Annotated in this window: 32 protein-coding genes and 1 other RNA gene; 19 read left to right on the forward strand and 14 right to left on the reverse strand. The window is 58.0% G+C overall.

Annotation, left to right across the window (positions count from 1 at the left end; genetic code table 11):
- Nucleotides 1-139: 139 nt before the first annotated feature.
- On the forward strand, nucleotides 140-1429 hold the full coding sequence (gene guaD, locus AC2FLJ_RS05225) for a guanine deaminase (protein ID WP_496704691.1): 1290 nt from the start codon (nucleotides 140-142) through the stop codon (nucleotides 1427-1429).
- Here guaD and AC2FLJ_RS05230 read toward each other — a convergent pair.
- The 3 genes from AC2FLJ_RS05230 to AC2FLJ_RS05240 form a co-directional block, all read right to left on the reverse strand.
- Nucleotides 1426-2760, reverse strand: coding sequence for an 8-oxoguanine deaminase (locus tag AC2FLJ_RS05230; protein ID WP_496704693.1), 1335 nt, complete (start codon nucleotides 2758-2760; stop codon nucleotides 1426-1428). The genes guaD and AC2FLJ_RS05230 overlap by 4 nt on opposite strands.
- Nucleotides 2761-2874: 114 nt before the next feature.
- Nucleotides 2875-3666: a histidinol-phosphatase gene (hisN, locus tag AC2FLJ_RS05235; protein WP_496696033.1), complete on the reverse strand. Its 792-nt coding sequence runs from the start codon at nucleotides 3664-3666 to the stop codon at nucleotides 2875-2877.
- Nucleotides 3667-3710: 44 nt separating this feature from the next.
- The gene (locus AC2FLJ_RS05240; RefSeq protein WP_058275630.1) at nucleotides 3711-4082 is read right to left on the reverse strand and encodes a helix-turn-helix domain-containing protein; all 372 of its coding nucleotides are present in this window, start codon (nucleotides 4080-4082) and stop codon (nucleotides 3711-3713) included.
- Nucleotides 4083-4402: 320 nt separating this feature from the next.
- Here AC2FLJ_RS05240 and AC2FLJ_RS05245 point away from each other — a divergent pair, with 320 nt between their 5' ends.
- Entirely contained in the window at nucleotides 4403-5359 is a 957-nt protein-coding gene (locus AC2FLJ_RS05245) for an NADPH:quinone oxidoreductase family protein (RefSeq protein WP_496704696.1), read from the forward strand.
- A 7-nt stretch (nucleotides 5360-5366) separates the two neighbouring features.
- On the opposite strand, the gene AC2FLJ_RS05250 is transcribed toward AC2FLJ_RS05245, so the two are convergent.
- Entirely contained in the window at nucleotides 5367-6248 is an 882-nt protein-coding gene (locus tag AC2FLJ_RS05250; protein WP_496696037.1) for a LysR family transcriptional regulator, read from the reverse strand.
- A gap of 127 nt (nucleotides 6249-6375) precedes the next feature.
- Here AC2FLJ_RS05250 and AC2FLJ_RS05255 point away from each other — a divergent pair, with 127 nt between their 5' ends.
- Both AC2FLJ_RS05255 and AC2FLJ_RS05260 read left to right on the forward strand, forming a co-directional pair.
- Entirely contained in the window at nucleotides 6376-6585 is a 210-nt protein-coding gene (locus AC2FLJ_RS05255) for a DUF1127 domain-containing protein (protein ID WP_282119062.1), read from the forward strand.
- A 180-nt stretch (nucleotides 6586-6765) separates the two neighbouring features.
- A complete protein-coding gene (locus tag AC2FLJ_RS05260) occupies nucleotides 6766-7542 on the forward strand; it encodes a Bax inhibitor-1/YccA family protein (RefSeq protein ID WP_282119061.1) in 777 nt (258 codons plus the stop codon).
- A 176-nt stretch (nucleotides 7543-7718) separates the two neighbouring features.
- Here the strand turns inward: AC2FLJ_RS05260 and AC2FLJ_RS05265 are convergent, their stop codons facing one another.
- Nucleotides 7719-8213, reverse strand: a complete 495-nt coding sequence (locus AC2FLJ_RS05265) for a hypothetical protein (RefSeq protein ID WP_496704698.1) — start codon at nucleotides 8211-8213, stop codon at nucleotides 7719-7721.
- On the opposite strand from AC2FLJ_RS05265, the gene AC2FLJ_RS05270 reads away from it, so the two are divergent.
- The gene (locus tag AC2FLJ_RS05270; RefSeq protein ID WP_496696038.1) at nucleotides 8203-8442 is read left to right on the forward strand and encodes a hypothetical protein; all 240 of its coding nucleotides are present in this window, start codon (nucleotides 8203-8205) and stop codon (nucleotides 8440-8442) included. The genes AC2FLJ_RS05265 and AC2FLJ_RS05270 overlap by 11 nt on opposite strands.
- Here the strand turns inward: AC2FLJ_RS05270 and rpmG are convergent.
- Nucleotides 8435-8602 carry a 50S ribosomal protein L33 gene (gene rpmG, locus AC2FLJ_RS05275; protein WP_058275626.1) on the reverse strand — a complete coding sequence of 56 codons (168 nt, stop codon included), beginning with the start codon at nucleotides 8600-8602 and terminating at the stop codon, nucleotides 8435-8437. The two genes, AC2FLJ_RS05270 and rpmG, sit on opposite strands and share 8 nt — an antisense overlap.
- Nucleotides 8603-8728: 126 nt before the next feature.
- On the reverse strand, nucleotides 8729-9433 hold the full coding sequence (locus AC2FLJ_RS05280) for a DUF533 domain-containing protein (RefSeq protein WP_058275625.1): 705 nt from the start codon (nucleotides 9431-9433) through the stop codon (nucleotides 8729-8731).
- Nucleotides 9434-9749: 316 nt separating this feature from the next.
- Here AC2FLJ_RS05280 and AC2FLJ_RS05285 point away from each other — a divergent pair, with 316 nt between their 5' ends.
- From AC2FLJ_RS05285 to AC2FLJ_RS05295, 3 genes are all read left to right on the forward strand, one after another.
- Complete coding sequence (locus AC2FLJ_RS05285) at nucleotides 9750-10385, forward strand: DUF1326 domain-containing protein (protein ID WP_282168890.1); 636 nt, start codon at nucleotides 9750-9752, stop codon at nucleotides 10383-10385.
- A 13-nt stretch (nucleotides 10386-10398) separates the two neighbouring features.
- Nucleotides 10399-11241 (forward strand): DUF2182 domain-containing protein, encoded by an 843-nt coding sequence (locus AC2FLJ_RS05290; RefSeq protein ID WP_496704701.1) that lies wholly within the window; start codon nucleotides 10399-10401, stop codon nucleotides 11239-11241.
- 67 nt (nucleotides 11242-11308) lie between these two features.
- Entirely contained in the window at nucleotides 11309-11641 is a 333-nt protein-coding gene (locus tag AC2FLJ_RS05295) for a GYD domain-containing protein (RefSeq protein ID WP_058275623.1), read from the forward strand.
- 8 nt (nucleotides 11642-11649) lie between these two features.
- On the opposite strand, the gene rnpB is transcribed toward AC2FLJ_RS05295, so the two are convergent.
- The 5 genes from rnpB to gatC form a co-directional block, all read right to left on the reverse strand.
- An RNA gene (gene rnpB / locus AC2FLJ_RS05300) (RNase P RNA component class A) lies at nucleotides 11650-12049 on the reverse strand.
- A 51-nt stretch (nucleotides 12050-12100) separates the two neighbouring features.
- Nucleotides 12101-12817: an N-acetylmuramoyl-L-alanine amidase gene (locus AC2FLJ_RS05305; protein ID WP_496696512.1), complete on the reverse strand. Its 717-nt coding sequence runs from the start codon at nucleotides 12815-12817 to the stop codon at nucleotides 12101-12103.
- Nucleotides 12762-13460 (reverse strand): hypothetical protein, encoded by a 699-nt coding sequence (locus AC2FLJ_RS05310; RefSeq protein ID WP_108859365.1) that lies wholly within the window; start codon nucleotides 13458-13460, stop codon nucleotides 12762-12764. Before AC2FLJ_RS05310 ends, AC2FLJ_RS05305 begins: the two co-directional genes overlap by 56 nt.
- Nucleotides 13461-13500: 40 nt before the next feature.
- Nucleotides 13501-14988, reverse strand: a complete 1488-nt coding sequence (gene gatA, locus AC2FLJ_RS05315) for an Asp-tRNA(Asn)/Glu-tRNA(Gln) amidotransferase subunit GatA (protein WP_496704703.1) — start codon at nucleotides 14986-14988, stop codon at nucleotides 13501-13503.
- A gap of 3 nt (nucleotides 14989-14991) precedes the next feature.
- Nucleotides 14992-15279 (reverse strand): Asp-tRNA(Asn)/Glu-tRNA(Gln) amidotransferase subunit GatC, encoded by a 288-nt coding sequence (gatC, locus tag AC2FLJ_RS05320; protein ID WP_058275619.1) that lies wholly within the window; start codon nucleotides 15277-15279, stop codon nucleotides 14992-14994.
- A 236-nt stretch (nucleotides 15280-15515) separates the two neighbouring features.
- On the opposite strand from gatC, the gene AC2FLJ_RS05325 reads away from it, so the two are divergent.
- On the forward strand, nucleotides 15516-15680 hold the full coding sequence (locus AC2FLJ_RS05325) for a hypothetical protein (protein ID WP_186437502.1): 165 nt from the start codon (nucleotides 15516-15518) through the stop codon (nucleotides 15678-15680).
- Nucleotides 15681-15821: 141 nt separating this feature from the next.
- Nucleotides 15822-16385 carry a DUF4202 domain-containing protein gene (locus AC2FLJ_RS05330; RefSeq protein ID WP_496704705.1) on the forward strand — a complete coding sequence of 188 codons (564 nt, stop codon included), beginning with the start codon at nucleotides 15822-15824 and terminating at the stop codon, nucleotides 16383-16385.
- Here AC2FLJ_RS05330 and AC2FLJ_RS05335 read toward each other — a convergent pair.
- Complete coding sequence (locus tag AC2FLJ_RS05335) at nucleotides 16376-17032, reverse strand: ceramidase domain-containing protein (RefSeq protein ID WP_496696050.1); 657 nt, start codon at nucleotides 17030-17032, stop codon at nucleotides 16376-16378. The genes AC2FLJ_RS05330 and AC2FLJ_RS05335 overlap by 10 nt on opposite strands.
- Nucleotides 17033-17092: 60 nt before the next feature.
- On the opposite strand from AC2FLJ_RS05335, the gene AC2FLJ_RS05340 reads away from it, so the two are divergent.
- The gene (locus tag AC2FLJ_RS05340; protein ID WP_496696051.1) at nucleotides 17093-17785 is read left to right on the forward strand and encodes a metal-dependent hydrolase; all 693 of its coding nucleotides are present in this window, start codon (nucleotides 17093-17095) and stop codon (nucleotides 17783-17785) included.
- Between the two features lie 2 nt (nucleotides 17786-17787).
- Here the strand turns inward: AC2FLJ_RS05340 and AC2FLJ_RS05345 are convergent, their stop codons facing one another.
- A complete protein-coding gene (locus AC2FLJ_RS05345; RefSeq protein ID WP_108859360.1) occupies nucleotides 17788-18237 on the reverse strand; it encodes a nucleoside deaminase in 450 nt (149 codons plus the stop codon).
- A 61-nt stretch (nucleotides 18238-18298) separates the two neighbouring features.
- Here AC2FLJ_RS05345 and AC2FLJ_RS05350 point away from each other — a divergent pair, with 61 nt between their 5' ends.
- From AC2FLJ_RS05350 to AC2FLJ_RS05385, 8 genes are all read left to right on the forward strand, one after another.
- Complete coding sequence (locus tag AC2FLJ_RS05350; protein WP_496704708.1) at nucleotides 18299-19108, forward strand: pseudouridine synthase; 810 nt, start codon at nucleotides 18299-18301, stop codon at nucleotides 19106-19108.
- 174 nt (nucleotides 19109-19282) lie between these two features.
- Nucleotides 19283-20197 carry a 5-bromo-4-chloroindolyl phosphate hydrolysis family protein gene (locus tag AC2FLJ_RS05355; RefSeq protein ID WP_282119050.1) on the forward strand — a complete coding sequence of 305 codons (915 nt, stop codon included), beginning with the start codon at nucleotides 19283-19285 and terminating at the stop codon, nucleotides 20195-20197.
- Between the two features lie 29 nt (nucleotides 20198-20226).
- Complete coding sequence (locus tag AC2FLJ_RS05360; protein WP_496704710.1) at nucleotides 20227-21417, forward strand: toxic anion resistance protein; 1191 nt, start codon at nucleotides 20227-20229, stop codon at nucleotides 21415-21417.
- A gap of 49 nt (nucleotides 21418-21466) precedes the next feature.
- The gene (locus tag AC2FLJ_RS05365) at nucleotides 21467-22387 is read left to right on the forward strand and encodes a DUF2927 domain-containing protein (RefSeq protein WP_496704948.1); all 921 of its coding nucleotides are present in this window, start codon (nucleotides 21467-21469) and stop codon (nucleotides 22385-22387) included.
- A 21-nt stretch (nucleotides 22388-22408) separates the two neighbouring features.
- Nucleotides 22409-23554: an SPFH domain-containing protein gene (locus AC2FLJ_RS05370; RefSeq protein WP_496704712.1), complete on the forward strand. Its 1146-nt coding sequence runs from the start codon at nucleotides 22409-22411 to the stop codon at nucleotides 23552-23554.
- A gap of 22 nt (nucleotides 23555-23576) precedes the next feature.
- The gene (locus tag AC2FLJ_RS05375) at nucleotides 23577-24101 is read left to right on the forward strand and encodes a hypothetical protein (protein WP_496704714.1); all 525 of its coding nucleotides are present in this window, start codon (nucleotides 23577-23579) and stop codon (nucleotides 24099-24101) included.
- On the forward strand, nucleotides 24098-25186 hold the full coding sequence (locus AC2FLJ_RS05380; RefSeq protein WP_496704716.1) for a TFIIB-type zinc finger domain-containing protein: 1089 nt from the start codon (nucleotides 24098-24100) through the stop codon (nucleotides 25184-25186). The genes AC2FLJ_RS05375 and AC2FLJ_RS05380 overlap by 4 nt, the downstream gene beginning before the upstream one ends.
- A gap of 79 nt (nucleotides 25187-25265) precedes the next feature.
- The gene (locus AC2FLJ_RS05385) at nucleotides 25266-25934 is read left to right on the forward strand and encodes a nitroreductase (protein WP_496704718.1); all 669 of its coding nucleotides are present in this window, start codon (nucleotides 25266-25268) and stop codon (nucleotides 25932-25934) included.
- Nucleotides 25935-25944: the final 10 nt, after the last annotated feature.

Consider the following 25944-nt stretch of genomic DNA (forward strand, 5'->3'; position numbering starts at 1 on the left):
TCTGCCCCCGGTTGGTTCGCGCATTGACCCCTAATTAGAAGAAGCAGCTACCGGAAAACAATGACAATGCGCCGATTTACCGACAAGTTTCGCCCCACTATGCTGTTTCGCAGTCCCATACAGGCGGAGATGAACGGAAATGGCGCAAAAAACGCTGCTGAAAGGGCGTGTCCTGAGCTTCAACGGATCACCATTCGAAGGTGAGCCGACAGAGGCTGTGACAATCAGCGAAGCGGTCCTGATCGAAGACGGCTGCATATCTGCAGTCGGCGATGCCGACAGCTTGATATCCGCGAACCCCGATGCCGAAGTTGTAAACCACGGTCAACACGTGATCATGGCTGGCTTTGTGGATGCGCATGTCCATTACCCACAGACCGCGATGATCGCCAGCTGGGGCAAGCGCCTGATCGACTGGCTGAACACATATACTTTCCCCGAGGAAATGAAGTTCGGGAATCCCGACTATGCAGCCGAGATCGCCAACCGTTATTTGGATCTGACGGCCTCGCATGGCACCACAACAATGTGCAGTTTCTGCACCATCCACCCCGAAAGCGTCGACGCATTCTTCACAGCCGCGCAGCAACGCCGGCAGCGTGTGGTGGCAGGCAAAACCTGCATGGATCGCAACGCGCCCGAAGGGCTGCGGGATACCCCGCAGACGGCCTATGATCAATCGCAGGCGCTGCTTGAGAAATGGCACGGTGTCGACCGGATATCCTACGCCATCACACCACGGTTCTCGCCCACATCCACGCCCGAGCAGCTTGAGGCGATGGGCGCACTGTGGGCCGAACACCCGCATTGCCTGATGCAAACACACCTGAGCGAGCAGACAGACGAAATCTCATGGGTTCGTGAACTTTTCCCTGATGCGCGAGACTATCTGGATACCTATGAAAAGTTCGGGCTGCTGGGCTCGCATGGCGTTTACGGCCACGTTATCCACCTGGAATCGCGCGAACGTGACCGGCTGCGCGAGGTTGATGCCTCGTTGATCCACTGCCCGACCTCGAACACCTTTATCGGATCCGGCTTGTTCGACATGGACGGACTGATGCGCGAAGGGCACCGGGTTGGTCTGGCAACAGATACCGGCGGCGGGTCGAGCTTTTCAATGCTGCACACGATGGCCTCGGCCTATGAAATCGGGCAGCTGCGCGGCTCGCCGCTGCACGCGGCACAACTGCTGTGGCTGGGCACGGTTGGCTCGGCCCGTACGCTGCGGATGGATGATCGCATCGGCAATGTCGCACCGGGGATGGAGGCTGATCTGGTCGTTCTCGACCTTGCCTCAACCCCTGCAATTGCCCAGCGTGAGGCCTGCTCCGATGATCTGTGGGAGGCGATCTTTCCAACGATCATGATGGGCGACGACCGGGCGATTGCGGAAGTTTGGATCGCCGGTCGCCGCGTGTCTTCCTAAGCCTGCAAATCGCGGGCCAATTGGGTCTGCCGTTCGATCACGCGCGGCAGGTCCAACGTCGTGACATGCCCGTCGCGCACGATCTGGCGGCCTTCAACAAACAGGTGTTTCACCTTCATCGGTCCGGCCAACAGCAATGCGGCCGGGTCCCAACTGCCCGCGCTTTCGATGCCGCGCGTGTCCCATATGGCAATGTCGGCGCGCTTTCCGGGCTCTAGCCGACCACAATCAGGGCGGTTCAGCACGTCTGCTCCGCCGCGCGTCGCGATTTCCAGCGCTTCGCGTGACGACATCGCATCCGCACCATTGGCAACGCGCTGCAGCAGCATGGCCTGTCGAGCCTCGAGGATCAGACTGCCGTTATCGTTGCTGGCCGAACCGTCGGCGCCCAGACCCACCGGAACCCCGTGATCACGCATGGTTCGAACCGGTGCGATACCGGACCCCAAGCGGCAGTTTGAGCACGGGCAATGCGCCACCCCCGTTTGGGTTCGGGCGAAAAGATCAATCTCGGCCCCGTCCAGTTTCACGCAATGCGCGTGCCAGACGTCTGATCCGGTCCAACCCAGATCTTCGGCATATTGACCAGGGCGGCACCCGAACTGCGCCTGCGAATACGCTATATCTTCATCATTTTCCGCCAGATGAGTGTGCAGCATCACACCCTTGTCGCGCGCAAGGATTGCTGTGTCGCGCATCAGGTCCCTGCTGACGGAAAACGGGGAGCAAGGCGCCAACCCTACCCGGCACATCGCCCCATCGGATGGATCATGAAACGCGTCAACCACACGGATCATGTCGTCGAGGATTTCGGATTCGACCTCGACCAACGCATCTGGCGGCAACCCGCCGTCGCCTTCCCCGATACTCATCGCTCCACGAGTCGGATGAAACCGCAAACCAATTTCGGCGGCGGCAGCGATCGTATCCTCTAGGCGCGCGCCGTTGGGGTAAAGGTACAGGTGGTCAGAGCTGAGCGTACAGCCCGACAGAGCCAATTCAGCCAGACCGATCTGAGCCGACACAAACATCTCTTCAGGCCCGAAACGGGACCAGATCGGATAGAGTGTCTGCAACCATCCGAACAGCAATGCATCCTGCCCGCCCGGCACAGCCCGCGTCAGGGTTTGGTACAGATGGTGATGGGTATTCACCAGCCCGGGCGTCACAACACAACCCGCAGCATCGTGGATCTCACCGTCGGTTTGCAAGTTGTGGCCGATCTGCGCGATCTGCCCCCCCACGATCAGAATGTCTGCGCCTGACAACTCTTGCCGCGCGTCATCCATCGTCAGAATGGTATCTGCATTTTTGATAAGGATTTCGGTCAATTCGCCCTCCTGCAACAGCCCGTCTCATGCAAGAAGTGCAAAGGCTGGCGGAAAACGGGCATAAGAACCAGCCGCGTAGAACCTACCCGACCGGCCAAATTGCGGCAACCAGTTTCAGTAGTTGCGCAGGATTTCCAGTGCGACCGCGTGCAATTCGGGATTCGCCGCCGCCAGAGCCCGCCCGCCATTATGGGCCGGACCGCCCCGCCAGTCGGTCACAACCCCACCAGCAGCCTCTATCACTGCAATGGGGGCCTGAATATCATAGGCGTTCAGGCTGGATTCGATCACCAGATCAACCTGCCCCGCCGCCACCAACGCATAGGCATAACAATCCATGCCATAACGGGTCAGCTTTGCTTGCCGGGCCACCGCTTCGAACCCTGCGCGGTCCTCAGGTGTGCCAACCTCTGGGAAGGTCGTAAAAACAACCGCCTGATCCAAGGCGGATGTCGAGCGTGTCTTCAACGGTGCCGTTCCGGATGGGCCGGTGACCTGCGCGATATCCGCCGAACCCACAAACCGTTCGCCGATATAGGGTTGGTCGATCACCCCCATAATCGGGCCGTCAGTTGTGCTGAGAGCAATCAGAACCCCCCAAGTCGGAGTACCGCTGATAAAACCGCGGGTACCGTCGATGGGGTCCAGAACCCAAGTTCGTCCGCTGGAGCCTTCTTCGCGACCAAACTCTTCGCCGAAAATGCCATCTTCGGGCCGATAGCGCGCCAGAACCGCGCGCATCGCCTTTTCGGCGTTTCGGTCGGCTATAGTGACGGGGTCAAACCCATCATCCAATTTGTTCGTGGTGTCCAGATTAGTTTGCCGGAAATACGGAAGAATGGCCGCACGCGCCGCGTCGGCCATTTCTTCGGCAACTTCCAGATCGCTTAGAGAGGTCTCTTGCATGCGTAACCCGTGAGGCGCGCACGGTTTGAAGTCAACCCGCTAATTTATGCGACGTCGCTAAGAACCCGCGCCAGCTCAAAAAGGCGGCGACGTTGGTTTTCGGGAATCGCGTAATAGGACCGCACGAGGTCCAGCGCTTCCTTGTCCCCCATCAGATCGGCAGGAACCGACTTTTTACCTGATGTTTCTTTTTCGGCCTCTTCCAGACCTTCAAAGAAAAAGCTGACGGGAACGTCCAATGCCTCGGCAATGTCCCACAGGCGAGACGCGCTGATCCGGTTGGCCCCAGTTTCATACTTTTGAATTTGTTGAAACTTAATACCAACTTGCTGCGCCAACTGCTGCTGGGTCATGCCAATCAGCCAGCGGCGATGCCGGACGCGCTTGCCCACATGGACATCGACGTGATGGGTCATTGGTATTCTCCTCTTTTACACACAACTACTAGGGGCGCGCGTTGCTTTTTATCGCAACACTAGCGAGTCGCACTTAACCACTCCCTAATTTGGAACATACCCCCAAAACAGCACCATAGCGCAATATTGCCGCATTTGGGTAATTTTTCAAGAAGGTTGAATCCGTTTCCCGTCACAAAGATTTAAGGTTGTGTGTTTTTGACGCTTCGATGCGTACTGCACCCGCTGTCGGAAACCCGAATGCAACCGATGCGCCCGGAGAAATGATTGACAAACCCTGGCTGAAAAGAATCTATGCCTCAAAATTACGGAGCGCGATCATGCAGGCATTCACGATTCAATCCCAGGGAAGCGCGGCCCAATTGGCTGAAATTGACCCTCCCGAACCCGGCACAGGGCAGGTGCGCATCGCGATCAAGGCCTGCGGACTGAATTTTGCCGACCTGCTAATGCAGAAGGGTACGTATCAGGACACGCCCGAGGCTCCGTTCACGCTGGGTATGGAGGTTGCCGGCGTTGTCGACAAGCTGGGTAACGGTGTTACGCGCCTGAATGTCGGGGACCGCGTGGCCGTATATTCCGGTCAGGGTGGGCTGGCGGAATATGGCGTTTTTGATGCGAGCCGTGCGATACCCCTGCCCGACGCAATTAGCTTTGAAAATGCAGCGGCCATTCAGATCGCTTACGGCACAAGCCACATCGCCCTGGATCACCGGGCGCATCTGCGGCCGGGCGAGACCCTTTTGGTGACCGGGGCCGCAGGTGGGGTTGGACTTACCGCCGTCGAAATCGGCAAGCTGATGGGCGCGACGGTAATTGCCCATGCGCGCGGGCAGGAAAAACTGGATGTGGCCCGCGCGGCTGGTGCGGATCACCTGATCGACGCCTCGGAAGACTTGCGCGCACGCGTCAAGGAACTGGGCGGCGCGGATGTCGTCTATGACGCTGTCGGAGGGGATGTCTTCAAAGCCGCGTTCCGGGCAACCAACCCCGAAGGGCGTCTGTTACCCATCGGGTTTGCGGGTGGCGACGTCCCCCAAATTCCGGCCAACCATCTGTTGGTGAAAAACCTGACAGTGATTGGGTTTTACATCGGCGGCTATTTGAAATTCCGGCCGCAGATCGTTCAGGACAGCTTTGACACGCTGTTCGGCTGGCTTGCCGATGGTCGGATCAAGCCCCATATAAGCCACGTTCTTCCATTGGCCGAGGCCGACGAAGGCATGCAGTTGCTGCGCGATCGCGTGGCCACGGGCAAAGTGGTTATTACTCCCTGACGGGCGCTTACCCCACGACAGCCTTGAGCGGTGCACTGCCCAGCATACGAAAATTCTGACGCACCAGCGCAGCCAGCGCTTCGACGACGGCGCCGCGCCCGGTCTCGCCTCCGTACAGATTGATCATGTGGGCGGGCAGTTCCGGCAATGCCCCTCCGGTATCAATCTGTTCAAGATGTGCGGGTTCGGTCCCGTCCAGCATCGCGTGAACAGCCAGATCCGCGCTGACGGTCGCCTCGATCGTGCGGTCGTTTTCTGTTTCGACTGACAGTTCCCACGGGATACCTTCCGCATCAAGGGCCGAGATCATCTGGGGCCGAAACGCGCATCGCCGCCCAACAGCCAGCGGAATCGGGTTCTTACGCCATGCTGACCCGCCTGGCGCCCCAATCCACCGTAAGGGCAGTTCCGCGACGGTCTCAGATCCGTCACTGGCTGAGGCTTCGGTTGTCAGGATCAGATCGCACTCGCCGCGCTTGAACATTTCTTTCAGCTGAAGGGAATATGATGAAATCAGTTGCACTCGAACCCGCGGGAAGTCAGCATTGAAACGCTGCAAGACCCGCGGAATGGCCGGGTAGACGATATCATGCGGAACGCCCAGAACGACCTCGCCTTCATAGGCCTGATCCGTGAGCTTTGAGATCACTTCGTCATTCAGCACGATCATGCGCCGGGCATAGGCCAGCAGCTGCTCACCGGATGCAGTCAATGCAATTGTGCGTCCACTACGGTCCAATAATTCAAGGCCCAGCAGTTCTTCCAACCGCTTCAACTGCATCGACACAGCGGATTGCGTCAGATGCAGAAATCCGGCGGCCCGTGTGACGCCGCCTTGGTCAGCAACGGCAACGAAGGAACGGAGCGTGGTGATATCCAGATTTCGCATGTTCACAAATCCTTATGCATCTCTTCATAAATATTCATTTTCAAAATGTGACATGTTGCGCCATATAAATCAAGGAAGTTGATGGAAACACGATCAACCATCATGAAACAGAGAAAGGACAATAAATATGACCCAAATTGCAATCAAACAGCACTGCACACCGCAGCGTCGCTCTTTGTTGTCCTCGCTTCGGGATGCGCTCTCTCTTCTGCGTCAGCGCAAAACGCTTGCCAGACTTGATGATCGCGCCCTGGAAGACATCGGTATCACCCGCCAACAGGCCGAAGCCGAGGCGTCACGATCCATTTGGGATGCGCCGGAGTTCTGGCAAAAGTGATTCGATACCGCACCTTTTCTCAGTGAATGGCAGCGCGAACCGTCGGGCTGCCATTTTTGTTGCGTGTTTTAGCCAGTTTCGGCCGTTAAACCCTTGAAACACAGCCCGCACTTGCCGATATTTGCGGGGAATGGGGTCAACATCATGGCCCGACAAGAAATATGCAAAGGGAGACCCTTAATGGCACAATTTGACACGATCCGGACGGCGACCGGTGCGCGCGCTGCCCAGATTGACGAGGGCCTGCGCGCCCATATGAACAAAGTCTACGGCACGATGTCTGTGGGCATGCTGATTACATTCATGGCGGCCTGGGCCATTTCCGGCCTTGCAACCACAACGGACCCGTCGGCTGCGGTCGGGCAAATCAACTCGGGCACCTATCTGACTTCGCTGGGTGCCGCGATCTACACGTCGCCCCTGCGCTGGGTGATCATGTTTGCACCGCTGGCGTTCATCTTTGGCTTTAGCGCGGGCATCAACCGCTTGTCCGCCGCAGCTGCGCAGCTGGTGTTCTATGCATTCGCAGCGGTGATGGGCCTATCGATCAGCTGGATTTTCATTGCCTTTACAGGCATGTCGATCATTCAGGTGTTCCTGATTACTTCGATCGCCTTCGCTGGGCTGTCCTTGTATGGCTACGTGACCAAGAAAGACCTGTCTGGAATGGGTACCTTCCTGATCATGGGTCTTATTGGCCTGATCGTGGCGATGGTTGTAAACATCTTCCTGCAGTCACCCGCGATGATGTACGCGATCTCGGTGATCGGTGTACTGATCTTTGCTGGCCTGACCGCCTATGACACGCAGAAGATCAAAACCACCTACCTGCAGATGGCTCATTCGGGCGACCAGGAATGGTTGGGTAAAGCCGCAATCATGGGCGCGCTGAGCCTGTACCTGGACTTTATCAACATGTTCATGTTCCTGCTGCAGCTGTTCGGCAACCGCGAATAAGACAGCCGGAATTCGATTTCAAAGGCGGGCCAGATTTGGCCCGCTTTTTTTGTTTGCCTCGCTGCATGGCATCCTGCCCGGGACGGCAAACAGGCGGCGCAGACTTATGTCGCCAAGAACAAAAAAGCCTCCACCGAGACAGTGGAGACTTTTCATTTCGTAACTGCGTGGTTCGATCAGCTGCAGTTCAGAGCAACCGCAAAACCCGAGCTGCGCGACGACGATCCCTTGCGGAACACGTCACCTGCAGGCAAGCACCCGGTAAACTGTTCGGCATTTTGGCCAAAGGCTGCGCCGATGTCGTTGTCCACGCGGGTGCTGTTGTTTGCGGTTCGAAGAACTCCGAACAAAGTGCCGTTCACGCTGACTGTGCTTAAGAACAGGTTCATGTCCGAACCGGTCAGAACGACTGAGTTTGTGTCACTGCGCCCACCGTTGTCGATCGCGACGCGGGCTATTTTTTCCGCCTCGGTCTGATCCGTTACGACCGGGATGGATGGCAACAAAGCCAGTTCCGCCGGAATATTCGTGGCGTCGGGAAGGAACGAGACCGCACCGGGAACATCCGAGAGGGTCCGGGGCTCACCATCGATGCCCGTGAAGCCAACGCCCGATCGATTAAAGGGGTCTTCACAAGCCGCAAGGGTGAATACGGCAATTGTGGATAACAAGATTTTTTTCATGGCGACCAACATTTTGGAACGATTTGCTGAAGCGTATGGCCAAGGGGTTCCAAAAAGCAACCCGCCGCCCAACCGAATAGCCGTTACGCTGATGCGCCACTGCAACGGCCAATTCCTGATTCCGGGCATTTCACCCAGCCGCATGCACAAAGAAAAAGGGTTCCGCATCAGCGAAACCCTTTTCCATTCTGTCCAAGTTGGACGGCAGATTACTTGATCTTGCCTTCCTTGTACTCGACATGTTTCCGAGCAACCGGATCGTATTTACGAACGATCATTTTCTCGGTCATGGTGCGAGCGTTCTTTTTGGTCACGTAGAAGTGGCCCGTGCCCGCGGTCGAGTTCAGACGGATCTTGATTGTCGTCGGCTTCGCCATGGTTATCTCCTGCGTCCGAAAAGGCAGGGGCCTTTCGGTTGAATTCCTATGAGCGTGCGCTTTTACGCCTTGCACGGCTCGTGTCAAGGGCAATTGGGCACATGATCGGCTGATCAGGGATCAGGCCTAGGTCGAAAGTGTCGGCGCGCCCATATACGTGTGAATCTGGTCGCGTTCGGCATCAGATAAACCCAGCGCAGTGGCCAGTTGAACAAGGTAAGAGGCCTCGCGCTGGTTATCCAGACGAATCGCCGCCAGAGACGTTGCATAGACCTGCGCTTTCAATGGCGCACCGGAATCAGCAGCCAGGCCGATCACATCAATCGGGCCATTCAACTGATCCTGGACAAAGGCGCGTTCTTCGTCGCTGATGTCATCACCCAGTTCGCCCAGAATGGTTTCCTTCTCTTGCTCATCTAGCTCTCCGTCCGCCTTGGCTGCCTGGATCATCGCGCGCAGCATCAGCTTGGCCTGCTCCTCCATCGCCGCGCCCCCGGGTGTGCCTTTGAATACCGTATCCATCATGTCGGCGGTCTGCTGGCTGCCTGACTTTGCTGCCCCCTGCATGGCATTCATCAGCCCACCAAGACCTGCGGCCCCAGCCGGATTGGCCATGCCAAGCTTTCCAATTATCTCTTGCAGCCCACCGGCACCCCCCGGCATCCCGAACTGTTCTGCCATCTTGCCCAGTTGATCCATGCCAAAGCCGCCCCCGGCGCCCTGCATCATATCTTGCAGACCGGCCATCCCGCCCATTTGCTTGTACTTTTCCATGCCTTTTGCTGCAGCAAATCCAACTGCGACCGATGCCAGTGCCTTCATGAAACTCATAACAATCCTCCCAATATTCAAAATGCGTTTTTGCAATATAGCAGATATCTGCGACTCAAAAATCCACGGATAAAGCAGATGCCCTAACGCTAGCGCAAAGCTGAGCATTGGTGGCTTCGTTTCACCAAGTGAACATGTAACAGGCGTATTCCCGCACAAGCGCATGTCTAATTTGTCAGAAATTCGAATATGTGATACTTACCGCGCCATCAACAATCCAAAGAAGCCATTTTTCGGCTCGATCTTCGAGGCTCCATAAACAGGCAAGCAACCGTGCAAGCAGGGTTTGCACGATTGATTTTGTTTAGGGGGCATCATGACTGAATGGACCATTAAGGGCGAAGAGCTGGCCAACTGTAACTGCAACTTCGGTTGTCCTTGCCAGTTCAGCGTACTTCCGACACATGGCAATTGCGAGGCCGTCGTCGTATTCGACATCGAAAGCGGTCACTACGGGGACACAGATCTGGCGGGCGTAAGGGCGGCTGGGGTGTACTATTGGCCTGGCCCGATCCATGAGGGCAACGGTCAGATGCAACTGATCATTGATGCCAGCGCCAGCGCTGATCAGCGTGCGGCCCTGCAAGCCATCATGACCGGTGAAGATACCGATGAAATGGCAACCTTCTGGTATGTCTACAGCGCTATGGCTCCGACCAAACATGAAACGCTCTTCGTTCCGATCGAGCTGAACTGGAACCGCGACGAGCGCACCGGGTTTGCAAAGGTGAACGGCGTCTTCGATGTCGAAGTCAGCCCGATTCCGCATATCGTGTCGGGTGCGGCGCACCGGGCGTCAATTCAGCTGCCAAACGGGTTTGAATACCGTCACGCCGAAGCTGCCTCGGGCTCTGCCAAGACTCATGGCGGCGAAATTAGCCTGACCTTTGACGCGACGCATGCTCATCTGGCCCACCTGAACATTTCGGGCCACGGTGTCCTGGGCGCCTGATCCGGGGGTCATCATGACATCCCATCCCACACCGCCCCGCACTGGGGCGGTAGAGTGGCTTATGCGGCGTGAGCGGGTCATCGTGCTGTTCGGTGTGTCGCTGATTGTTCTGTTTGCAGCCTGGTACACCATCGCCGGGATCGGCATGAACATGACGGCCAGCGAAATGACCAATATGGCGGGTCCGATCGGAGAACCCATGCACATGGGCGAAGCGCCCAGTTGGGGCGTGCAATACGTAATCCTGATTTTTCTGATGTGGTGGGTCATGATGATCGCGATGATGACCCCCAGCGCTGCACCCGCAGTCTTGCTGTATTCGGCGATAAAGCGTGCGGGACCCGAACGTGACAAGGCCGCGCAGTTCAGCTTTTGCTTTCTCGCAGGCTACCTGATCGCCTGGGCTATATTCAGCCTTGCCGCGACGGGGTTGCAATGGGGGCTGGAAAGCATCGGGCTGTCCGATGGTCCAATGATGACAATCCGGTCCAAAACATTTGCTGGCTGCGTCCTGATTACGGCAGGCGCGTATCAGTTGTCGGACCTCAAGTCCGCCTGTCTGCGGCATTGTCAAAGCCCTGCCCGATTCATCGCCGATCATCACAAACCCGGCGCATATGGTGCGTTCCGAATTGGTGCTTTGCATGGGCTGTACTGTCTGGGCTGTTGCTGGGCTTTGATGGCGCTGCTGTTCGTCGGCGGGATCATGAACCTGTACTGGATTGCCGGAATCGCGGTCTACGTCGCATTGGAAAAGCTTCTGCCGGGTGCACGATGGTTGCCCACCCTGACCGGTCTTGGGCTAATCGCAGTGGGTTTCTGGATCGCCCTGAACGCCCTTATGAGCATTTTTTAGTCCCGTTTTCAGGCCGCGGAACAGGCCAATTTCAGCGTTCCAAACCATTGAAACAAGGAGAAGACTTATGCCTATTTTCATAACTTACGCGACCTACTCGCAGGATGGCGTCAAAGGAATGCTGAAGAAGCCTGCAGACCGCACGGCGGCCGTCCGGGCGTTGTTGAAAAAAGTCGGCGGCAAGCTTTTGGCTTTTTACATGACGACCGGCGAAAATGACGTGGTGGTCGTAAGCGAAGTTCCGGATGGCACTGACGCAGTAGCAATTGGAATGGCCGTTGCGGCCTCGGGTGCAGTATCAAACGTTGAAACAGTACGCGCCTGGAAGGCGAAGGACTTTGCCGCCATTACAAAGAAGGCCGCCAAGCTGACCGGGGCTTACACGCCGCCCGGTAAGTGAACAGAGTTATGCGCGGAGGGCCTGTAAGCCGGATCTTGTTCCGGGGTTGCCCCCTTCGATGACCATTCCTCTAGGCCGCGCATTGCTGCGCGGCTCAAGCTGCCAACCCGGTCCCTCTTGGCCAGGACGTGCCTAGCGGCGGTATCGGCTTACGCCGACCTGCCCGCGCGGGGACCCTATTTGGCATTGCTCCCGGTGGGGCTTGCCGTGCCGCCCCTGTTGCCAGCGGCGCGGTGGGCTCTTACCCCACCGTTTCACCCTTACCTCGGACCGAAGTCCGGGGCGGTCTGATTTCTGTGGCGCTTTCCGTCGGGTTGCCCCGCCCGGGCGTTACCCGGCACCGTTGTCTTGTGGAGTCCGGACTTTCCTCTCGGGCCTTGCGGCCCCAGCGGCCATCCGGCCCTCCGCGCAAGCGGTGGGTATGCCTTGTGACAGGCTGCGTCAAGAGTGCAGCGCGGATCAGGATCGGGCGGTCATCGGTACGAGATCAGCACTCTGCAACGGCCCTGTAGCCCAAGGACGATATCGCAGACGAACGGCGGATAGCAAAGTTTCGTCGTCTACGTCAGCGCTGAAGCCGGCGGATTGTGCCAGAATTCGAAACTGATCCATCGGCGCATCTAGCGGGCCATCGTTTTGTCCGCGCGGCGCGGCCAGTTTGTTGCGCTCGAGCCGCAGCCAGTCAAATCGCGGTCCGGGATCAAATTTGCGTCCGGGTGCCATGTCGGAATGACCGATCACACCGTATGGTCGAATGCTCCAGCGATGCATGATCTGAGGCAACAACTGTTCCAGCCTGCGCATTTGCAGGTCTGAAAATGGGTGCCTGCCAGTGTTGTCCAGCTCGATGCCAATCGAACGGGAGTTGATATCCTTCTGACCGCTCCATTCTCCGGCCCCGGCATGCCACGCGCGGTCCTCTTCTCGCACCATGTGCCAGAGCGTCCCGTCGCCCCCAATCAGGTAATGCGCCGAAACTTCGTGGACAGGGTCACACAACCTGTCCAGCGCCTCTTGCGCGCTGTTCATCGCCGTATAGTGCAAAACGATCAGGGACGGCTTCAGCCCGTCCCTGCGTGGTCCGTAGTTAGGCGAAGCGTGCCAGATTGGCGCTTGTGGATCAGTTGTTGACGGCACTGCGGAATGCACTTGGATCCCAGCCACATGCGTACCCATCCCCATCCGGGTCCAGACCGTTGCGATCACGCTGCGGGCCGCCGTTGGCCAGAAACTCGATCTGAGCTTGGTCAGGCGACGGGAACTTGGCGCAATTCCGCTGCGCCTTGGCCTCAAGATTGAAACCAGCGCGGCTGTAAAGCTGTGTACCAACTGGATTCGATGTGCTTAAAGCGTATTGCACGATGTTAGGCTGGCCGTCCGATCCGCGCTGCGGAACAGCAGTTGGGGTGACGACTTCGTAGGTCTGGCGGTTCTGTTGAATCAGGGCCGCGTCGTTTTCGATCGTGCGACGTCCTGATACAGCCGCGAAATCCTGTTCGTCGGAGATCGCATTGTTACTGGCGGCAGACAGCGGGACTTGCGTCAACGTGCTTTGCCCCGACGTGTTGGCCAATGCAGCCGCCGTTGCCGACGCGATATCAGCGTTATCCCCGGTTGGGGTGCTGCCGGGTGCGCCCAGTTGTTGTTCTGACACTTCAGCAGGGCCGGTCAATGGGTTGCCGGTGTAGCCCGGCCCGGCCAGCGCGGCCTCGCGCTGTGCCTGATATTGAGGCGTGTTAAATCCAGTACCCTGGACCGGGGCCACCGTGTTGCAGGCGGCCACAAGTCCGATTGCGGGGATCAGAAGCGTAAAGCGCATTCAGCTGCTCCGTTTTAGCTGGTCTTGCCTGATCCGAGGATTACCACCATTTGCCCGGCTTGGCCACAAACCCGGCGGCACTTTCCAACGCATAAGCTGTGTTCAGCAAATCGCCTTCTTCCCACGGGCGGCCGATCAGCTGCAGACCCAGCGGCAATCCCTGTTGGTCCAAACCTGCGGGAACCGAGATACCGGGCAAACCGGCAAGGTTCACTGTCACGGTAAAGACGTCGTTGAGGTACATCTGCACCGGGTCCGCCTCGGTCATCTCGCCCAGACCAAAGGACGCCGACGGGGTAGCAGGCGTCAGGATTGCGTCGATCCCTGCGGCGAAGACATCTTCGAAGTCTTTCTTGATCAGTGTCCGCACCTTACGGGCGCGGTTATAGTAGGCATCATAGAACCCCGCTGACAGCACATAAGTACCGATCATGACACGGCGCTGCACTTCGTGGCCAAAGCCTTCGGCGCGGGTTTTTTCGTACATCTCGGTGATGCCGTCGCCCTGTGCCAGCTGCGCGCGGCGGCCATAGCGGACACCGTCGTAGCGGGCGAGGTTCGAGGACGCCTCGGCCGGTGCAATCACGTAGTATGCGGGCAGCGCATACTTGGTGTGCGGCAGCGAAATGTCGACGATCTCGGCGCCTGCTGCTTTCAGCATCTCGGCGCCTTCGGCCCACAGCTTTTCGATCTCGGCAGGCATGCCTTCCATGCGGTATTCTTTGGGGATACCGATCTTCTTGCCTTTGATATCGCCGGTCAGCATCGCCTCAAAATTCGGCACGGCCAGTTCGGTGCTGGTCGAATCCTTGGGGTCGTGACCACACATCGTCTCGAGCATGATCGCAGCGTCGCGCACGTTCTTGGTCATCGGCCCGGCTTGATCCAATGAAGAAGCAAACGCAACGATGCCCCAGCGCGAGCAACGACCATAGGTCGGCTTGATGCCAGTAATGCCAACAAATGCAGCAGGCTGGCGGATCGAGCCGCCGGTATCGGTGCCGGTGGCGGCCAGACAAAGATCGGCCGCGACGGCCGAGGCCGACCCACCGGACGATCCACCGGGTGTCAGTTGCGCATCGTCATTGCCGCGGCGCCACGGGCTGACCGCGTTGCCGTACACGGAAGTTTCGTTAGACGAGCCCATGGCGAATTCGTCCATGTTCAGCTTGCCCAGCATAACCGCGCCTGCGTCTGCCAGCTGCAGAGACACAGTAGATTCGTATTCGGGCTTGAAACCTTCGAGGATTTTAGAAGCCGCCTGCGAGGGTACGCCTTTGGTGCAAAACAGATCCTTGATGCCAATTGGCAGGCCGCACATCGACGGCGCATCGCCTGCTTTGATCCGCTCATCCGCCGCCTTGGCGCGTTCCAGCGCGATTTCGGGCGTCTTATGTACAAAAGCGTTCAGCGCGTCGGCGTCATCGATCGCCTTCAGGCAGGATTCGGTCAGCTCGACAGAGGTTACGTCGCCAGCGCGCAGTGCGTCGCGCGCTTCGGCCAGGCCCAGTTTGTTCAGATCGCTCATGTCTTACTCCACAACTTTGGGAACAGCGAAGAACCCTTCGCGCGCATCAGGGGCATTGGCCAGAACCTTGTCTTGCTGGTTGCCGTCAGTGACCACATCCTCGCGGCGTTTCAGGCGCATCGGCTCGACCGAAACCATCGGTTCGACACCTTCGACATCAACCTCGTTGAGTTGTTCGATGAAGCCAAGGATGGTGTTGAATTCGGATGCCAGCGCAGGCAGCGCGTCATCCTCGACCTTGATCCGGGCCAGTTTGGCCACCTTGGCGGCGTTGCTTTGGTCAATCGACATCGGATATCCTCATATGCGTTAGGGGGCATTTACCTGTCTGGTCGCCGGGTCGCAAGACCGCCAAGGCGCTGATCCACCCTTGAGCGCATGGCAAAGGTCCATAAATCCTGTCCGATCATTCATTTCTAATTACTCCCATGCAAAAAATGAACCAATTAGTTCACTTCGCATCTTGAAATACTGAACTGAACTGTTCATTTCATATGATACGGCACAGCCTTATATGGAGAAAAACGATGAAAACGTTCATGACTGCCTTTGTACTGGCCACTACGGTTCTTGCTGCGCAAGCTCAGGCGGGCGCTTTTGGCCCAAGCATGGACACCCTGACCCGCAGCCTGATTTTCCCCGATCAGGTGTCGGAACCTGTCACTCAGGATCAGAACAAACCGGGCAAGTAATTTAGCCCGCAAAAACCGGGTTGGGTCCAAATGCCCCGGCCCGGCAATTGCCTGCTGCGTTCCGCGCGGCGTATCGCTACGGTGGTCCACAAGTAACCCGCCGGCCTGCCCTGCAGACCCGGCAAGCCAACGGAGCGGAAGATGGACGCGCGCAAGCAAGCTGTTCTGGACGCAATTGATGCGGCCAACTCACACGACCCCAACCTCGAAGACGGCCAGCCCACTGAACTGCTATATGGTCAGCGCATGAGCGCCGAGTTGGACAGGTTGTTCCCGGACGCCTCTGACCCGTTGCAGATTGCAGCGCGGGGTCAGCATGTGGAGCGGTGGAAACTGGCGCGCAGTAAATTCCCCGAAGGTCGCGCTGGATATCTGGCCTGGCGCAAGGCGCAGGGCGTCCACCACGCCGCGGTCGTGATGGGGCTTATGGAGCAGAACAGCTACTCTTCCGATGATGTGGAATCTGCCGGTCGGATGCTGCGCAAACAGGGCATCAAGCGTGACGACGAGGTGCAGGCGCTGGAGGATGTGATCTGTTTCGTTTTCCTTAAATGGTATTTCGCACCGTTCGCCGAAAAGCACTCGGCCGAGAAAATCCAAAGCATCGTCGAGAAAACCGCGCGCAAGATGTCGGATCAAGGCCGCGCACGTGTGCTGTCTGAATTTGACCTGCCCGCAGAACTGGCCGCAGCGTTTCAGACCTGAGTCGCGCGGGTCAGGTGCCTGCGATACACCTCGATCATCCAGCCCAGCATGAGGGCATTCAGGATGTGCCACATGAAATGCGTGCCAAACGGGATCTGCCCACATATGGGTTCGTCCAGCGCACGAAAGGTGATCGATGCGATCAGGATCATCGCCCCGATGGCCAGACCACGGGCGGTGTCCGGCACCCGGTGGCGCAAAAGAAACGCATAGATCAAGATCAGCAGCGGCACCGGGGCATAGGCTGCTGACCCACCCAAACCCGGAACCACCTGAAACAGGGGCACCGTCGCTGCGGCATAGGGAACGAACAGCGCCGTCACGATCCCGGCCGTAAGCGGCCGCATGTGCCAGACTTCCCGGTTGATCGCGAAGATGTAGACCAGGATGTATAGCAAAATCGGCAGAACATCCGCCATGGCGGCCCAGACCTGCGCGTGGGTATGGAACAGGTAACTGCCGACCCCGATAGCGGCGAGAATGACGACCAGCACCATCGCCAACGGCATCCCCTGCCCGCGCACACGCAGCCACATGACAAATGCTGCAATCAGAAACGCCGCGTTTGTCACCGCGTTTATCGGTTCGGCCCAATAGGCGGGCGACAAGCGCTCGCAATAGCCATCAATTTCCTGAAACCAGTCCATGAACTTTTACATAGCCGATGCTAAGTTAATGCCAACAGTTTGTTTTGGGAGGATGAATTCATGAACATCATTTGGCTGGGACACGGCAGTTTCCGCATCGAAACCGGCGGACAGGTTCTGCTGATCGACCCCTGGCTGACGGGTAACCCAGTCTTGTCCGAGGAACAGCATGATGACGCTCTAAACGGGGCGACTCATATCCTTCTGACGCATACACATTTCGATCACGTCGCCGATGTCGTATCGCTGGCCAAGCACCTGAACATCCCCGTGGTCGGACAATACGACCTGATGGGGTATTGGAACGAGTCTGAGGGGCTGGAAACTATTGGCTACAACAAGGGCGGCACCGTGAACCTGAACGGCGTCAAAGTGTCGATGGTGCCAGCCTCGCACAGCTCGACCTTTTCTACACCTGATGGGCTGCGTACCGGCGGCAGCGAGGTCGGGTACATGATCGCCTCGGAAGGGCACATGCTGTATGTCTCGGGCGATACCGACATCATGGCCGATATGGATTGGATGGGGGATTACTACAAACCCGATATCGGGATCCTGTCGGCAGGCGGTCACTTCACGATGGACATGAAGGGCGCGGCATATGCGGCCAAGCGGTATTTCAACTTCAAGACCCTGATTCCCTGCCACTACAAGACCTTCCCAATCCTCGAACAATCAGCTCAGGCGCTGGTCGACGGGTTGCCGGGGGTCGATGTCATCGAACCCGAGGTGATGAAGGCCATTACTCTTTGAGGTTAACGCCGCGCGGCGAAGAACTCTTTCAAAAGCTCGGCGGCCTCCTGCCCTCGGATGCCGTCGTAAACCTCTGGCACGTGGTGTGCTTGTGTATGGGTGAAAACCCGCGCGCCATGAGCAACGCCGCCTGATTTCGGATCGGCGGCCCCGTAATAGATGCGCCGGATACGCGCCGCTGCCAGAGCCGCCGCACACATCGCGCAAGGCTCTAGCGTCACATAAAGGTCGTGATCGGGCAGACGTTCGGATCCGGCTGCGGCGCATGCAGCACGCAGGGCCAGTATCTCGGCATGGGCGGTGGGATCGTTCAGCTCTCGTGTTCGGTTGCCCGCAGAGGCCACGATCGATCCATCCGGGCCGGCAATAACAGCGCCCACAGGTACTTCACCACGATCCGCCGCAGCGCGCGCTTCAACCAGCGCCTTATCCATGTGCGATCTGAACACCATGCCTCTGACTGCAACAGAAACCTGTCTTTCGCAAGCGGCCGGGATGCGCTATGGGCTGCGGATGACCAAAACCCCTCCTCCAGGCGACCGGATCGCCAAAGTCCTTGCCCGCGCAGGCGTTGCCTCGCGCCGTGAAGCTGAACGCATGATCGAAGCAGGTCGTGTGAGTGTAAACGGCAAGACCATCGACAGCCCTGCGCTGAACGTCACCGCCAAGGACAAGATCTTTGTCGACGGCAAACCGGTGTCGGAACCGGAACCTTCGCGCCTGTGGCTGTATCACAAGCCTTCGGGTCTGGTGACAACGACACGTGACGAAAAAGGACGCGCGACAATTTTTGACAAACTGCCCGAGGATATGCCCCGGGTCATGAGTGTCGGGCGGTTGGACCTGAACTCGGAAGGGTTGCTGCTGTTGACCAATGATGGCGGCATCAAGCGCAAGTTGGAACTGCCCTCGACCGGATGGCTACGCAAATACCGCGTGCGGGTGAATGGCCGCCCCAAGGACGAGGATTTTGCACCGCTTCGTAAGGGGCTTGTGATCGACGGGGAACGCTTTTTGCCGATGGACGTCACGCTGGACCGTCAACAAGGCGCAAATGCCTGGCTGACCATCGGTCTGCGCGAAGGCAAGAACCGTGAAATTCGGCGTGCGATAAAAGATATCGGTTTTGCGGTGAACCGGCTGCTGCGAGTGTCCTACGGCCCCTTCCAGTTGGGAAGCCTGAAACCCGGCGAAGTCGAAGAGATCCGCCGTCGGGTCATGCGCGATCAACTAGGGTTGGAAGCCGAGCCCGAAGCACCGGCCAAACGACCCGCTCGCCCACAGCGAAATCGGCCCCCGATCGGCAAGAAACCTCGCAAGTGACGCAGGTTAGGCAACCTTCCCCCTAGCGCCACGGCCTCTCATGGCCTAGATTTCCTCAAGGGACATTTTTGGGGGGCGCCATGTCCGGGACCGGAGTGCAAAAACTGGCCTATGTCGTGTTGTTGATGCTGATGTTCGGCGTCTGCACCGGCGTGTTGGGAGGCTTGTAAGCACATGGCCAAACGGTATGGCGGGAAATTCAGCCCACAGGACGACTCCTCGTCTCCGAATCAACCTTCGCGCGGACAGTTTGACGTCGCTCGGGTCGAACCGGCCGGGGCGCGCGCTAACCTGTTGTTTCTTCCGGCTGTTCCCTTGGTTTTTCTGTCGCTGAACGATGGGGCCGTCGGATTGACGATCGGCCTGATCGCAGCGGGTCTTTTGACAGCTGCAGCATTTCTGCTGCGCGAAGGGCTGCGGGCCGAATCCGCCTACAACGCTCGCCGCACAGCCCGTCGCCCGGCGTTTCCCAGAAAGATATTCTCCAGCCTATTGACCGGACTTGGCGTCGGATTGGCCGCTTATCGCACCGAATATCTGGATGCAGCCGCAGCGTCTGAAGCCAGCTTGATCGCCCCGATTCTGTTCGGTTTGATGGCCAGCGTCCTGCACTCTGTCTCTTTCGGAATTGATCCGATGACTGACAAAGGCATGGAAGGCATCGACACTTTCCAGCAAGACCGCGTTGCCCGCGTCGTGGAAGATGCTGAAACACATCTGTCCGAGATGACCGACGCCATCAAACGCGCTGGCGACCGCAGGATCGAGGCCCGGGTTGAACGCTTTCAGGATACCGCCCGCGACCTGTTCCGCACGGTCGAGGAAGACCCCCGCGATCTGGCCGGTGCGCGTAAATACCTGACCGTTTACTTAAAGGGCGCGCGTGACGCGACGGTCAAGTTTGCTGACGTTTATGCCCGCACCCGCGATGCGCAGGCGTTGGAGGATTATTCGTCCCTCCTGGATGATCTTGAACAGAATTTCGCGGCGCGTACCCGCAAGTTGCTTTTGGACGACCGCAGTGATCTGACGGTTGAAATTGATGTGTTGCGCGAAAGGCTGCAACGCGAAGGCGTCCGGTTGGACTGACCGGCCACAATTTGAGAGAGGATTACCCCATGTCCGATGACATCAAGAACAAGGCGGTCGAGGCTGAAACGCTGGTGCAGGAAGTGACCGCTGTCACCCTGCCCGACCCGACCGCCGAAATCGTCTTGCTTGAGGAAGCCGACGAACCTGTCAGCGCCGAAATCCGCAAGCGGATGGATGAGATCGACATGGATAACACCAATTCCATCGTCGCGTTCGGATCGTCTGCCCAGGCGGAATTGCAGGAAATCAGCCAGGCCATGTTGGCGGATGTCCGCAACAAAGATGTCGGACCCGCCGGGGATAGCCTGCGCAATATCGTCACGACGATCCGCGGATTTTCAGTCAGTGAGCTGGACGTCCGGCGCGAACGCAGCTGGTGGGAAAAGCTGTTGGGCAAGGCTGCACCTTTCGCCCAGTTTACCGCCAAGTTTGAAGACGTTCAGGGGCAGATCGACAGGATCACCGACGATTTGCTGGGCCACGAACATACGCTGCTGAAAGACATCAAGTCGCTGGACCTGTTGTATGAAAAGACGCTGGGCTTTTATGACGAGCTTGCGCTGTATATCGCAGCAGGTGAAGAAAAACTGACCGAGCTGGACAGCCAGAACATCCCCGAAAAAGAAGCCGAAGTTCAGGCCGCGCCCGAAGACAAACAAGTTATGAAAGCGCAAGAGCTGCGTGACCTGCGCGCAGCGCGGGATGATCTGGAACGGCGTGTTCACGACCTGAAGTTGACGCGACAGGTGACGATGCAATCGCTGCCCTCGATCCGATTGGTGCAGGAAAATGACAAGTCGCTGGTGACCAAGATCAACTCAACCCTCGTCAACACCGTGCCGTTGTGGGAAACGCAACTGGCGCAGGCCGTCACCATCCAGCGTAGCGCCGAGGCGGCCGCGGCCGTGCGTGATGCGAATGACCTGACGAATGAGCTGCTGACCTCGAACGCGGCGAACCTGCGTGAGTCGAACAAGATGATCCGCGAGGAAATGGAGCGCGGTGTGTTTGATATCGAAGCGGTCAAGCAAGCCAATGCCGACCTGATCGGTACGATCAACGAAAGTCTTGCAATTGCTGACGAAGGCAAGGCCAAACGCGCCGCAGCCGAACAGGAACTGCAGAAGATGGAGACCGAGCTGCGCGACACCCTTGCCTCTGCCAAGGCGCGCAAAGACGGCGTCGGCGACAACGCTGGAACTGCGGTTTCGAGCTAAAGGCGGGCTGGACGTGCAGGTGCCGGGATATCTGAAACCCTTGTTGGGTATGGTGGCGCTGTTAGCGCTGGCCAATTGTGATGAGGCGCTGACGTCGTCCGTTGTGCCGCAACCGCGCCCGGTGGCACCTGCACCAGCACCCAATGCTTATGTTCCCCCGTCTGCGGCAAGTCAGGATCTGGCCCGGTTCTATCAGCGGGTCGAACGTGACCTGCTGACCCGCGATATGTTGCGCGTGGACGGAGGCGGTCCCGACACACCCTATGATGCCGATGATCTTGCCCGTAATTTCGAGGCTATAGCCTTTTACAGCGAATACCCCGATCACGCTGTAACTACACGCATTCGGCGAACGGACGGACAGCTTAGCCGGTGGGCAGGACCTGTGCGAATTCAGACCGAGTTCGCCCCGTCCGTGACACCCGAGATACGCGCAAAAGACTCCGCCGACGTCGAAGCGTTTGCGGAACGGCTGAGCAAATTGACGGATCATCCAATCTCGGTTGTCAATCGCAAGGCCAATTTCCATGTCTTCTTCGCCGGCAAAGATGACAGCGCCTATGTGGTGAAACGCCTGAAACAGCTGATTCCCGGCATCAGCACGCCTTCACTGGATTTGGTTGCAAACCCGCGCGCCAATATTGATTGTCTTGTTTTTGCGTCTCCTACCAATACCTCACCGTATAAATTTGTGCGGGCTGTCACGCTCATCCGGGCTGAACTGCCGGATCTGACCCGGCGCAGCTGCATCCACGAGGAAATTGCGCAGGGGCTTGGATTGTCCAATGACAGCCCGGCGGCACGGCCGTCGATATTCAACGACAATGACGAGTTTGCGCTGTTGACCAGCCATGATGAGAAACTTCTGACAATGCTCTACGATCCGCGACTTGAGCCCGGTGTGACAGCCGAGGACGCCCGCCCCGTGGTACGGATTATTGCACGCGAATTGATGGGCCAGCAGCTCTGAGCCCAAGAAAAGGAGACCCCAATGGGTATTTTCGATTTTCTGACCGGAGAATTTATCGACGTCATTCACTGGGTCGACGACACCCGTGACACAATGGTCTGGCGTTTCGAGCGTGAAGGGCATGCGATCAAGTACGGCGCCAAACTGACGGTGCGTGAAGGACAGGCAGCGGTATTCGTGCACGAGGGACAACTGGCAGACGTGTTCACGCCCGGTCTTTATATGCTTGAGACCAACAACATGCCGATCCTGACGACGCTGCAGCATTGGGATCACGGATTTCAGTCGCCCTTCAAGTCTGAGATCTATTTCGTTAACACAACGCGGTTCAATGATCTAAAATGGGGCACCAAGAACCCGATCATGCTGCGCGATCCGGAGTTCGGACCGACCCGTATCCGTGCCTTTGGCACTTACACGGTCCGGGTCAAGGACCCGGCGAAGTTCCTGATTGAAATCGTGGGCACCGATGGTGAATTCACGATGGATGAGATCAGCTTTCAGATCCGTAATATCATCGTGCAGGAGTTCAGCCGCGTAATTGCCGGGTCGGGCATTCCGGTGCTGGACATGGCCGCCAACACCGCCGATCTGGGCAAGCTGATTGCGGCCGAGGTCTCGCCCGTTCTAGAAGGTTACGGGTTGGAGATGCCGGAATTCTACATCGAAAACATCTCGCTACCGTCTGCGGTCGAGGCTGCGTTGGACAAGCGGACGTCGATGGGATTGGCAGGCGATCTGGGCAAGTTCACCCAGTATTCCGCCGCCGAAGCGATGACCGCAGCAGCCAACAACCCCGGTCAGGGCGGCGGCATGGGTGCAGGCCTAGGCATGGGTATGGGCATGGCGATGGCCAACCAGATGGCAAACATGGCAGCGGGTCAACCAAGCGGACCGTGGGGCGGTTCCGCCCCCGCTGCCTCGCAACCGACCGCACATGCGGCACCGCCCCCTCCTCCGGTTGAGCATGTTTGGCATATCGCAGTGGAAGGGCAGACCAGCGGGCCGTTTTCCAAGGCCAAGATGGGCCGCATGGCGACTGATGGTGAGATCACCCGCGATACCCATGTCTGGACCGCCGGTCAGGACGGGTGGAAAAAAGCGGGCGACGTGCAGGAGCTTGCGCAGCTGTTTACCATCCTGCCCCCGCCGCCTCCTGGGGCCTAACCCTGTGGCTAACGCCGATCAAATGGCTCCATATTCCCAACGCGATATCGCGTGCGCGGTCAAGCTGTCTGCGCTTTTGGGGTGGGTCGGCGTTATTGGCGTACCAGTTTTCTCAAACGAATATCGAAGCGGCCTTGACCTGAACTCGCTGTCCCTTGTTTTTTGGTATGCGTTATTTGGGTTGCCTATTTCTCTTTTCATTTGCTGGCTGTTCGTCAAGCCGTTTTTGCGCGTCATGATGCGGCGCAAGGTTGGTTATGTCCGAGCAGCCTGTTGGGGCGCAGGAATCGGGTTTGGCCTTGTAGCCGTTTGGGTTGCCATAAGCCGCTACCGTGGTTGGCGAAAGTCACAGAACCCCGACACTAGGTTTGGCTTTGGCGACGCTAACGGAACAATCGAAGAAAACGGCATTTTGACTGATTATGGCTGGTGGCGGCTCGCCGAGAACTCTTTCCAGTTCATTCTGATCTGCGTCCTCGCTGCGTTGATCGTGCGCCTGATTATCGGGCCCGGAAAATACCCCCCTCCAATCAAGGTTCACCCATGACAGACGAACACCGCTTTCCCTGCGAGCAATGCGGCTCGGACTATCGGTTCAATCCGGGCGACGGAACCCTGACCTGCGATCATTGCGGGCATTCGAAATCCATAGGTGCCGGACCGTGGGGCGGTGCCAGCCTGAAAGAACTGGATTTCAACGCGGCGCTGGCGAACAAGCTGCCGGAAGCAGAGATCGAGGAAACGCGGGTTCTGTCCTGCCCGAACTGCGCAGCTGAGGTCGAGTTTGACCCGAACACCCATGCGGCCGAATGCCCGTTCTGTGCCACTCCGGTAGTCACGGAGACGGGAGTTAACCGGCATATCAAGCCAAAAGGCGTGTTGCCCTTTGCTCTGGATGAACGTTCGGCTCATAAGGCGATGTCGAGCTGGCTTGGCAAGTTGTGGTTCGCGCCCAACGGGTTGAAGGATTATGCCCGCAAAGGTCGCAAGATGCAGGGGATTTACGTCCCCTACTGGACCTTCGACGCGGATACCAAGTCAGCTTATCGCGGCGAGCGGGGCACGGTGTATTACGAGACCCAGACCGTCATGCGTGACGGCAAGCGCGTGCAACAGCAGGTGGCAAAGGTGCGGTGGTCCCCAAAATCCGGTCGGGTTGCCCGGTTCTTTGACGATGTTCTTGTGCTCGCGTCCCAGTCACTGCCGAAACGCTATACTGACGCATTGGAACCCTGGGACTTGCCGGCGCTTGAACCTTACCAGCCGGAGTATCTGGCGGGATTCCGGGCCGAGGCTTATACAGTCGAATTGCAGGACGGGTATACCGAAGCGCGCGGGCATATGGCCCGCGTAATTGAGCGGGATGTGCGTTTTGATATCGGCGGAGACCGGCAGCGCATTCACGCAATCGACACGGATGTGCAAAATGTAACCTTCAAACATATTTTACTACCTGTCTGGCTGGCCGCATACAAATACCGGGGCCAGACCTATCGTTTCGTTGTGAACGGCAGAACGGGGCGTGTTCAGGGCGAACGCCCTTGGTCCGCTATCAAGATCACGATCGCTGTTGTGTTGGGTCTGCTGGTTGCAGCGGGTGTCGGATACCTCATGGCAACTGGTCAGCAGTAGCACCTGTCCCCTTTTAACCGCTTGAATATCACCGATCCTACCGCCATCCTGCGCCTCGGCTACACGAAGGGGGAGCAGAGTGACGCTATCCGATTTGGATCGATTGCTGGCTGAGCGACATTCTTGCCGGGCGTTCCGACCTGAACCCGTTCCCAAAGACCAGATCAAACAGATTCTGACCAGCGCGTCCCGTGCGCCCAGCTGGTGTAATGCGCAGCCCTGGAACATCGTGATCACCAGTGGAGCCGAGACTGACGCTTTTCGAAAGGCGCTGCAAAACGAAGTCACAACCGGCGCACCGGAACCCGACCTGCCGTTCCCGACGGCGTATACCGGTATATATCAGGAGCGACGTCGCGAATGTGGCTGGGCATTATACGAAGCCGTGGGCGTGCAGCGCGGGGACCGCGCCGGTTCGGCCAAGCAAATGATGGAAAACTTTACCCTTTTCGGTGCGCCCCATTGTGCGATCATCTCAAGCCCTAAGGAACTTGGCGCGTACGGAGCAATGGACAGTGGTGGATTTGTCATGGCCTTCACCCTCGCCGCGCAAGCCTTGGGAGTGGCCACAATCCCTCAGGCCGCCGTGGCCAGCTATGGCAAGTTTCTGCACCGGTATTTCGACATTCCCGATGATCGGTTGATCTTGTGCGCAATCTCATTCGGATACTCGGATGCAGACCACCCTGCGAACGGGTTTCGAACCGACCGAGCCGATCTGGGCGAGATCGCTCGTTGGGTCGGATAACCACGCCACC

The organism is Ruegeria sp. CDSA034, assembly GCF_059612275.1.

Bases quoted from the DNA above. Each gene is read 5' to 3' on its own strand.
- AC2FLJ_RS05330 (WP_496704705.1), top strand. From the start codon at position 15,822: ATGGACGCGCGCAAGCAAGCTGTTCTGGACGCAATTGATGCGGCCAAC.
- gatA (WP_496704703.1), bottom strand. From the start codon at position 14,988: ATGAGCGATCTGAACAAACTGGGCCTGGCCGAAGCGCGCGACGCACTG.
- AC2FLJ_RS05355 (WP_282119050.1), top strand. From the start codon at position 19,283: ATGGCCAAACGGTATGGCGGGAAATTCAGCCCACAGGACGACTCCTCG.
- AC2FLJ_RS05340 (WP_496696051.1), top strand. From the start codon at position 17,093: ATGAACATCATTTGGCTGGGACACGGCAGTTTCCGCATCGAAACCGGC.
- AC2FLJ_RS05255 (WP_282119062.1), top strand. From the start codon at position 6,376: ATGACCCAAATTGCAATCAAACAGCACTGCACACCGCAGCGTCGCTCT.
- rpmG (WP_058275626.1), bottom strand. From the start codon at position 8,602: ATGGCGAAGCCGACGACAATCAAGATCCGTCTGAACTCGACCGCGGGC.
- AC2FLJ_RS05245 (WP_496704696.1), top strand. From the start codon at position 4,403: ATGCAGGCATTCACGATTCAATCCCAGGGAAGCGCGGCCCAATTGGCT.
- AC2FLJ_RS05335 (WP_496696050.1), bottom strand. From the start codon at position 17,032: ATGGACTGGTTTCAGGAAATTGATGGCTATTGCGAGCGCTTGTCGCCC.
- AC2FLJ_RS05240 (WP_058275630.1), bottom strand. From the start codon at position 4,082: ATGACCCATCACGTCGATGTCCATGTGGGCAAGCGCGTCCGGCATCGC.
- AC2FLJ_RS05365 (WP_496704948.1), top strand. From the start codon at position 21,467: ATGGTGGCGCTGTTAGCGCTGGCCAATTGTGATGAGGCGCTGACGTCG.
- AC2FLJ_RS05250 (WP_496696037.1), bottom strand. From the start codon at position 6,248: ATGCGAAATCTGGATATCACCACGCTCCGTTCCTTCGTTGCCGTTGCT.
- AC2FLJ_RS05295 (WP_058275623.1), top strand. From the start codon at position 11,309: ATGCCTATTTTCATAACTTACGCGACCTACTCGCAGGATGGCGTCAAA.
- AC2FLJ_RS05370 (WP_496704712.1), top strand. From the start codon at position 22,409: ATGGGTATTTTCGATTTTCTGACCGGAGAATTTATCGACGTCATTCAC.
- AC2FLJ_RS05305 (WP_496696512.1), bottom strand. From the start codon at position 12,817: ATGGGTACGCATGTGGCTGGGATCCAAGTGCATTCCGCAGTGCCGTCA.
- AC2FLJ_RS05350 (WP_496704708.1), top strand. From the start codon at position 18,299: ATGACCAAAACCCCTCCTCCAGGCGACCGGATCGCCAAAGTCCTTGCC.
- AC2FLJ_RS05380 (WP_496704716.1), top strand. From the start codon at position 24,098: ATGACAGACGAACACCGCTTTCCCTGCGAGCAATGCGGCTCGGACTAT.
- AC2FLJ_RS05290 (WP_496704701.1), top strand. From the start codon at position 10,399: ATGACATCCCATCCCACACCGCCCCGCACTGGGGCGGTAGAGTGGCTT.
- AC2FLJ_RS05280 (WP_058275625.1), bottom strand. From the start codon at position 9,433: ATGAGTTTCATGAAGGCACTGGCATCGGTCGCAGTTGGATTTGCTGCA.
- hisN (WP_496696033.1), bottom strand. From the start codon at position 3,666: ATGCAAGAGACCTCTCTAAGCGATCTGGAAGTTGCCGAAGAAATGGCC.
- gatC (WP_058275619.1), bottom strand. From the start codon at position 15,279: ATGTCGATTGACCAAAGCAACGCCGCCAAGGTGGCCAAACTGGCCCGG.
- AC2FLJ_RS05285 (WP_282168890.1), top strand. From the start codon at position 9,750: ATGACTGAATGGACCATTAAGGGCGAAGAGCTGGCCAACTGTAACTGC.
- AC2FLJ_RS05325 (WP_186437502.1), top strand. From the start codon at position 15,516: ATGAAAACGTTCATGACTGCCTTTGTACTGGCCACTACGGTTCTTGCT.
- AC2FLJ_RS05375 (WP_496704714.1), top strand. From the start codon at position 23,577: ATGGCTCCATATTCCCAACGCGATATCGCGTGCGCGGTCAAGCTGTCT.
- guaD (WP_496704691.1), top strand. From the start codon at position 140: ATGGCGCAAAAAACGCTGCTGAAAGGGCGTGTCCTGAGCTTCAACGGA.
- AC2FLJ_RS05345 (WP_108859360.1), bottom strand. From the start codon at position 18,237: ATGGTGTTCAGATCGCACATGGATAAGGCGCTGGTTGAAGCGCGCGCT.
- AC2FLJ_RS05310 (WP_108859365.1), bottom strand. From the start codon at position 13,460: ATGCGCTTTACGCTTCTGATCCCCGCAATCGGACTTGTGGCCGCCTGC.
- AC2FLJ_RS05260 (WP_282119061.1), top strand. From the start codon at position 6,766: ATGGCACAATTTGACACGATCCGGACGGCGACCGGTGCGCGCGCTGCC.
- AC2FLJ_RS05360 (WP_496704710.1), top strand. From the start codon at position 20,227: ATGTCCGATGACATCAAGAACAAGGCGGTCGAGGCTGAAACGCTGGTG.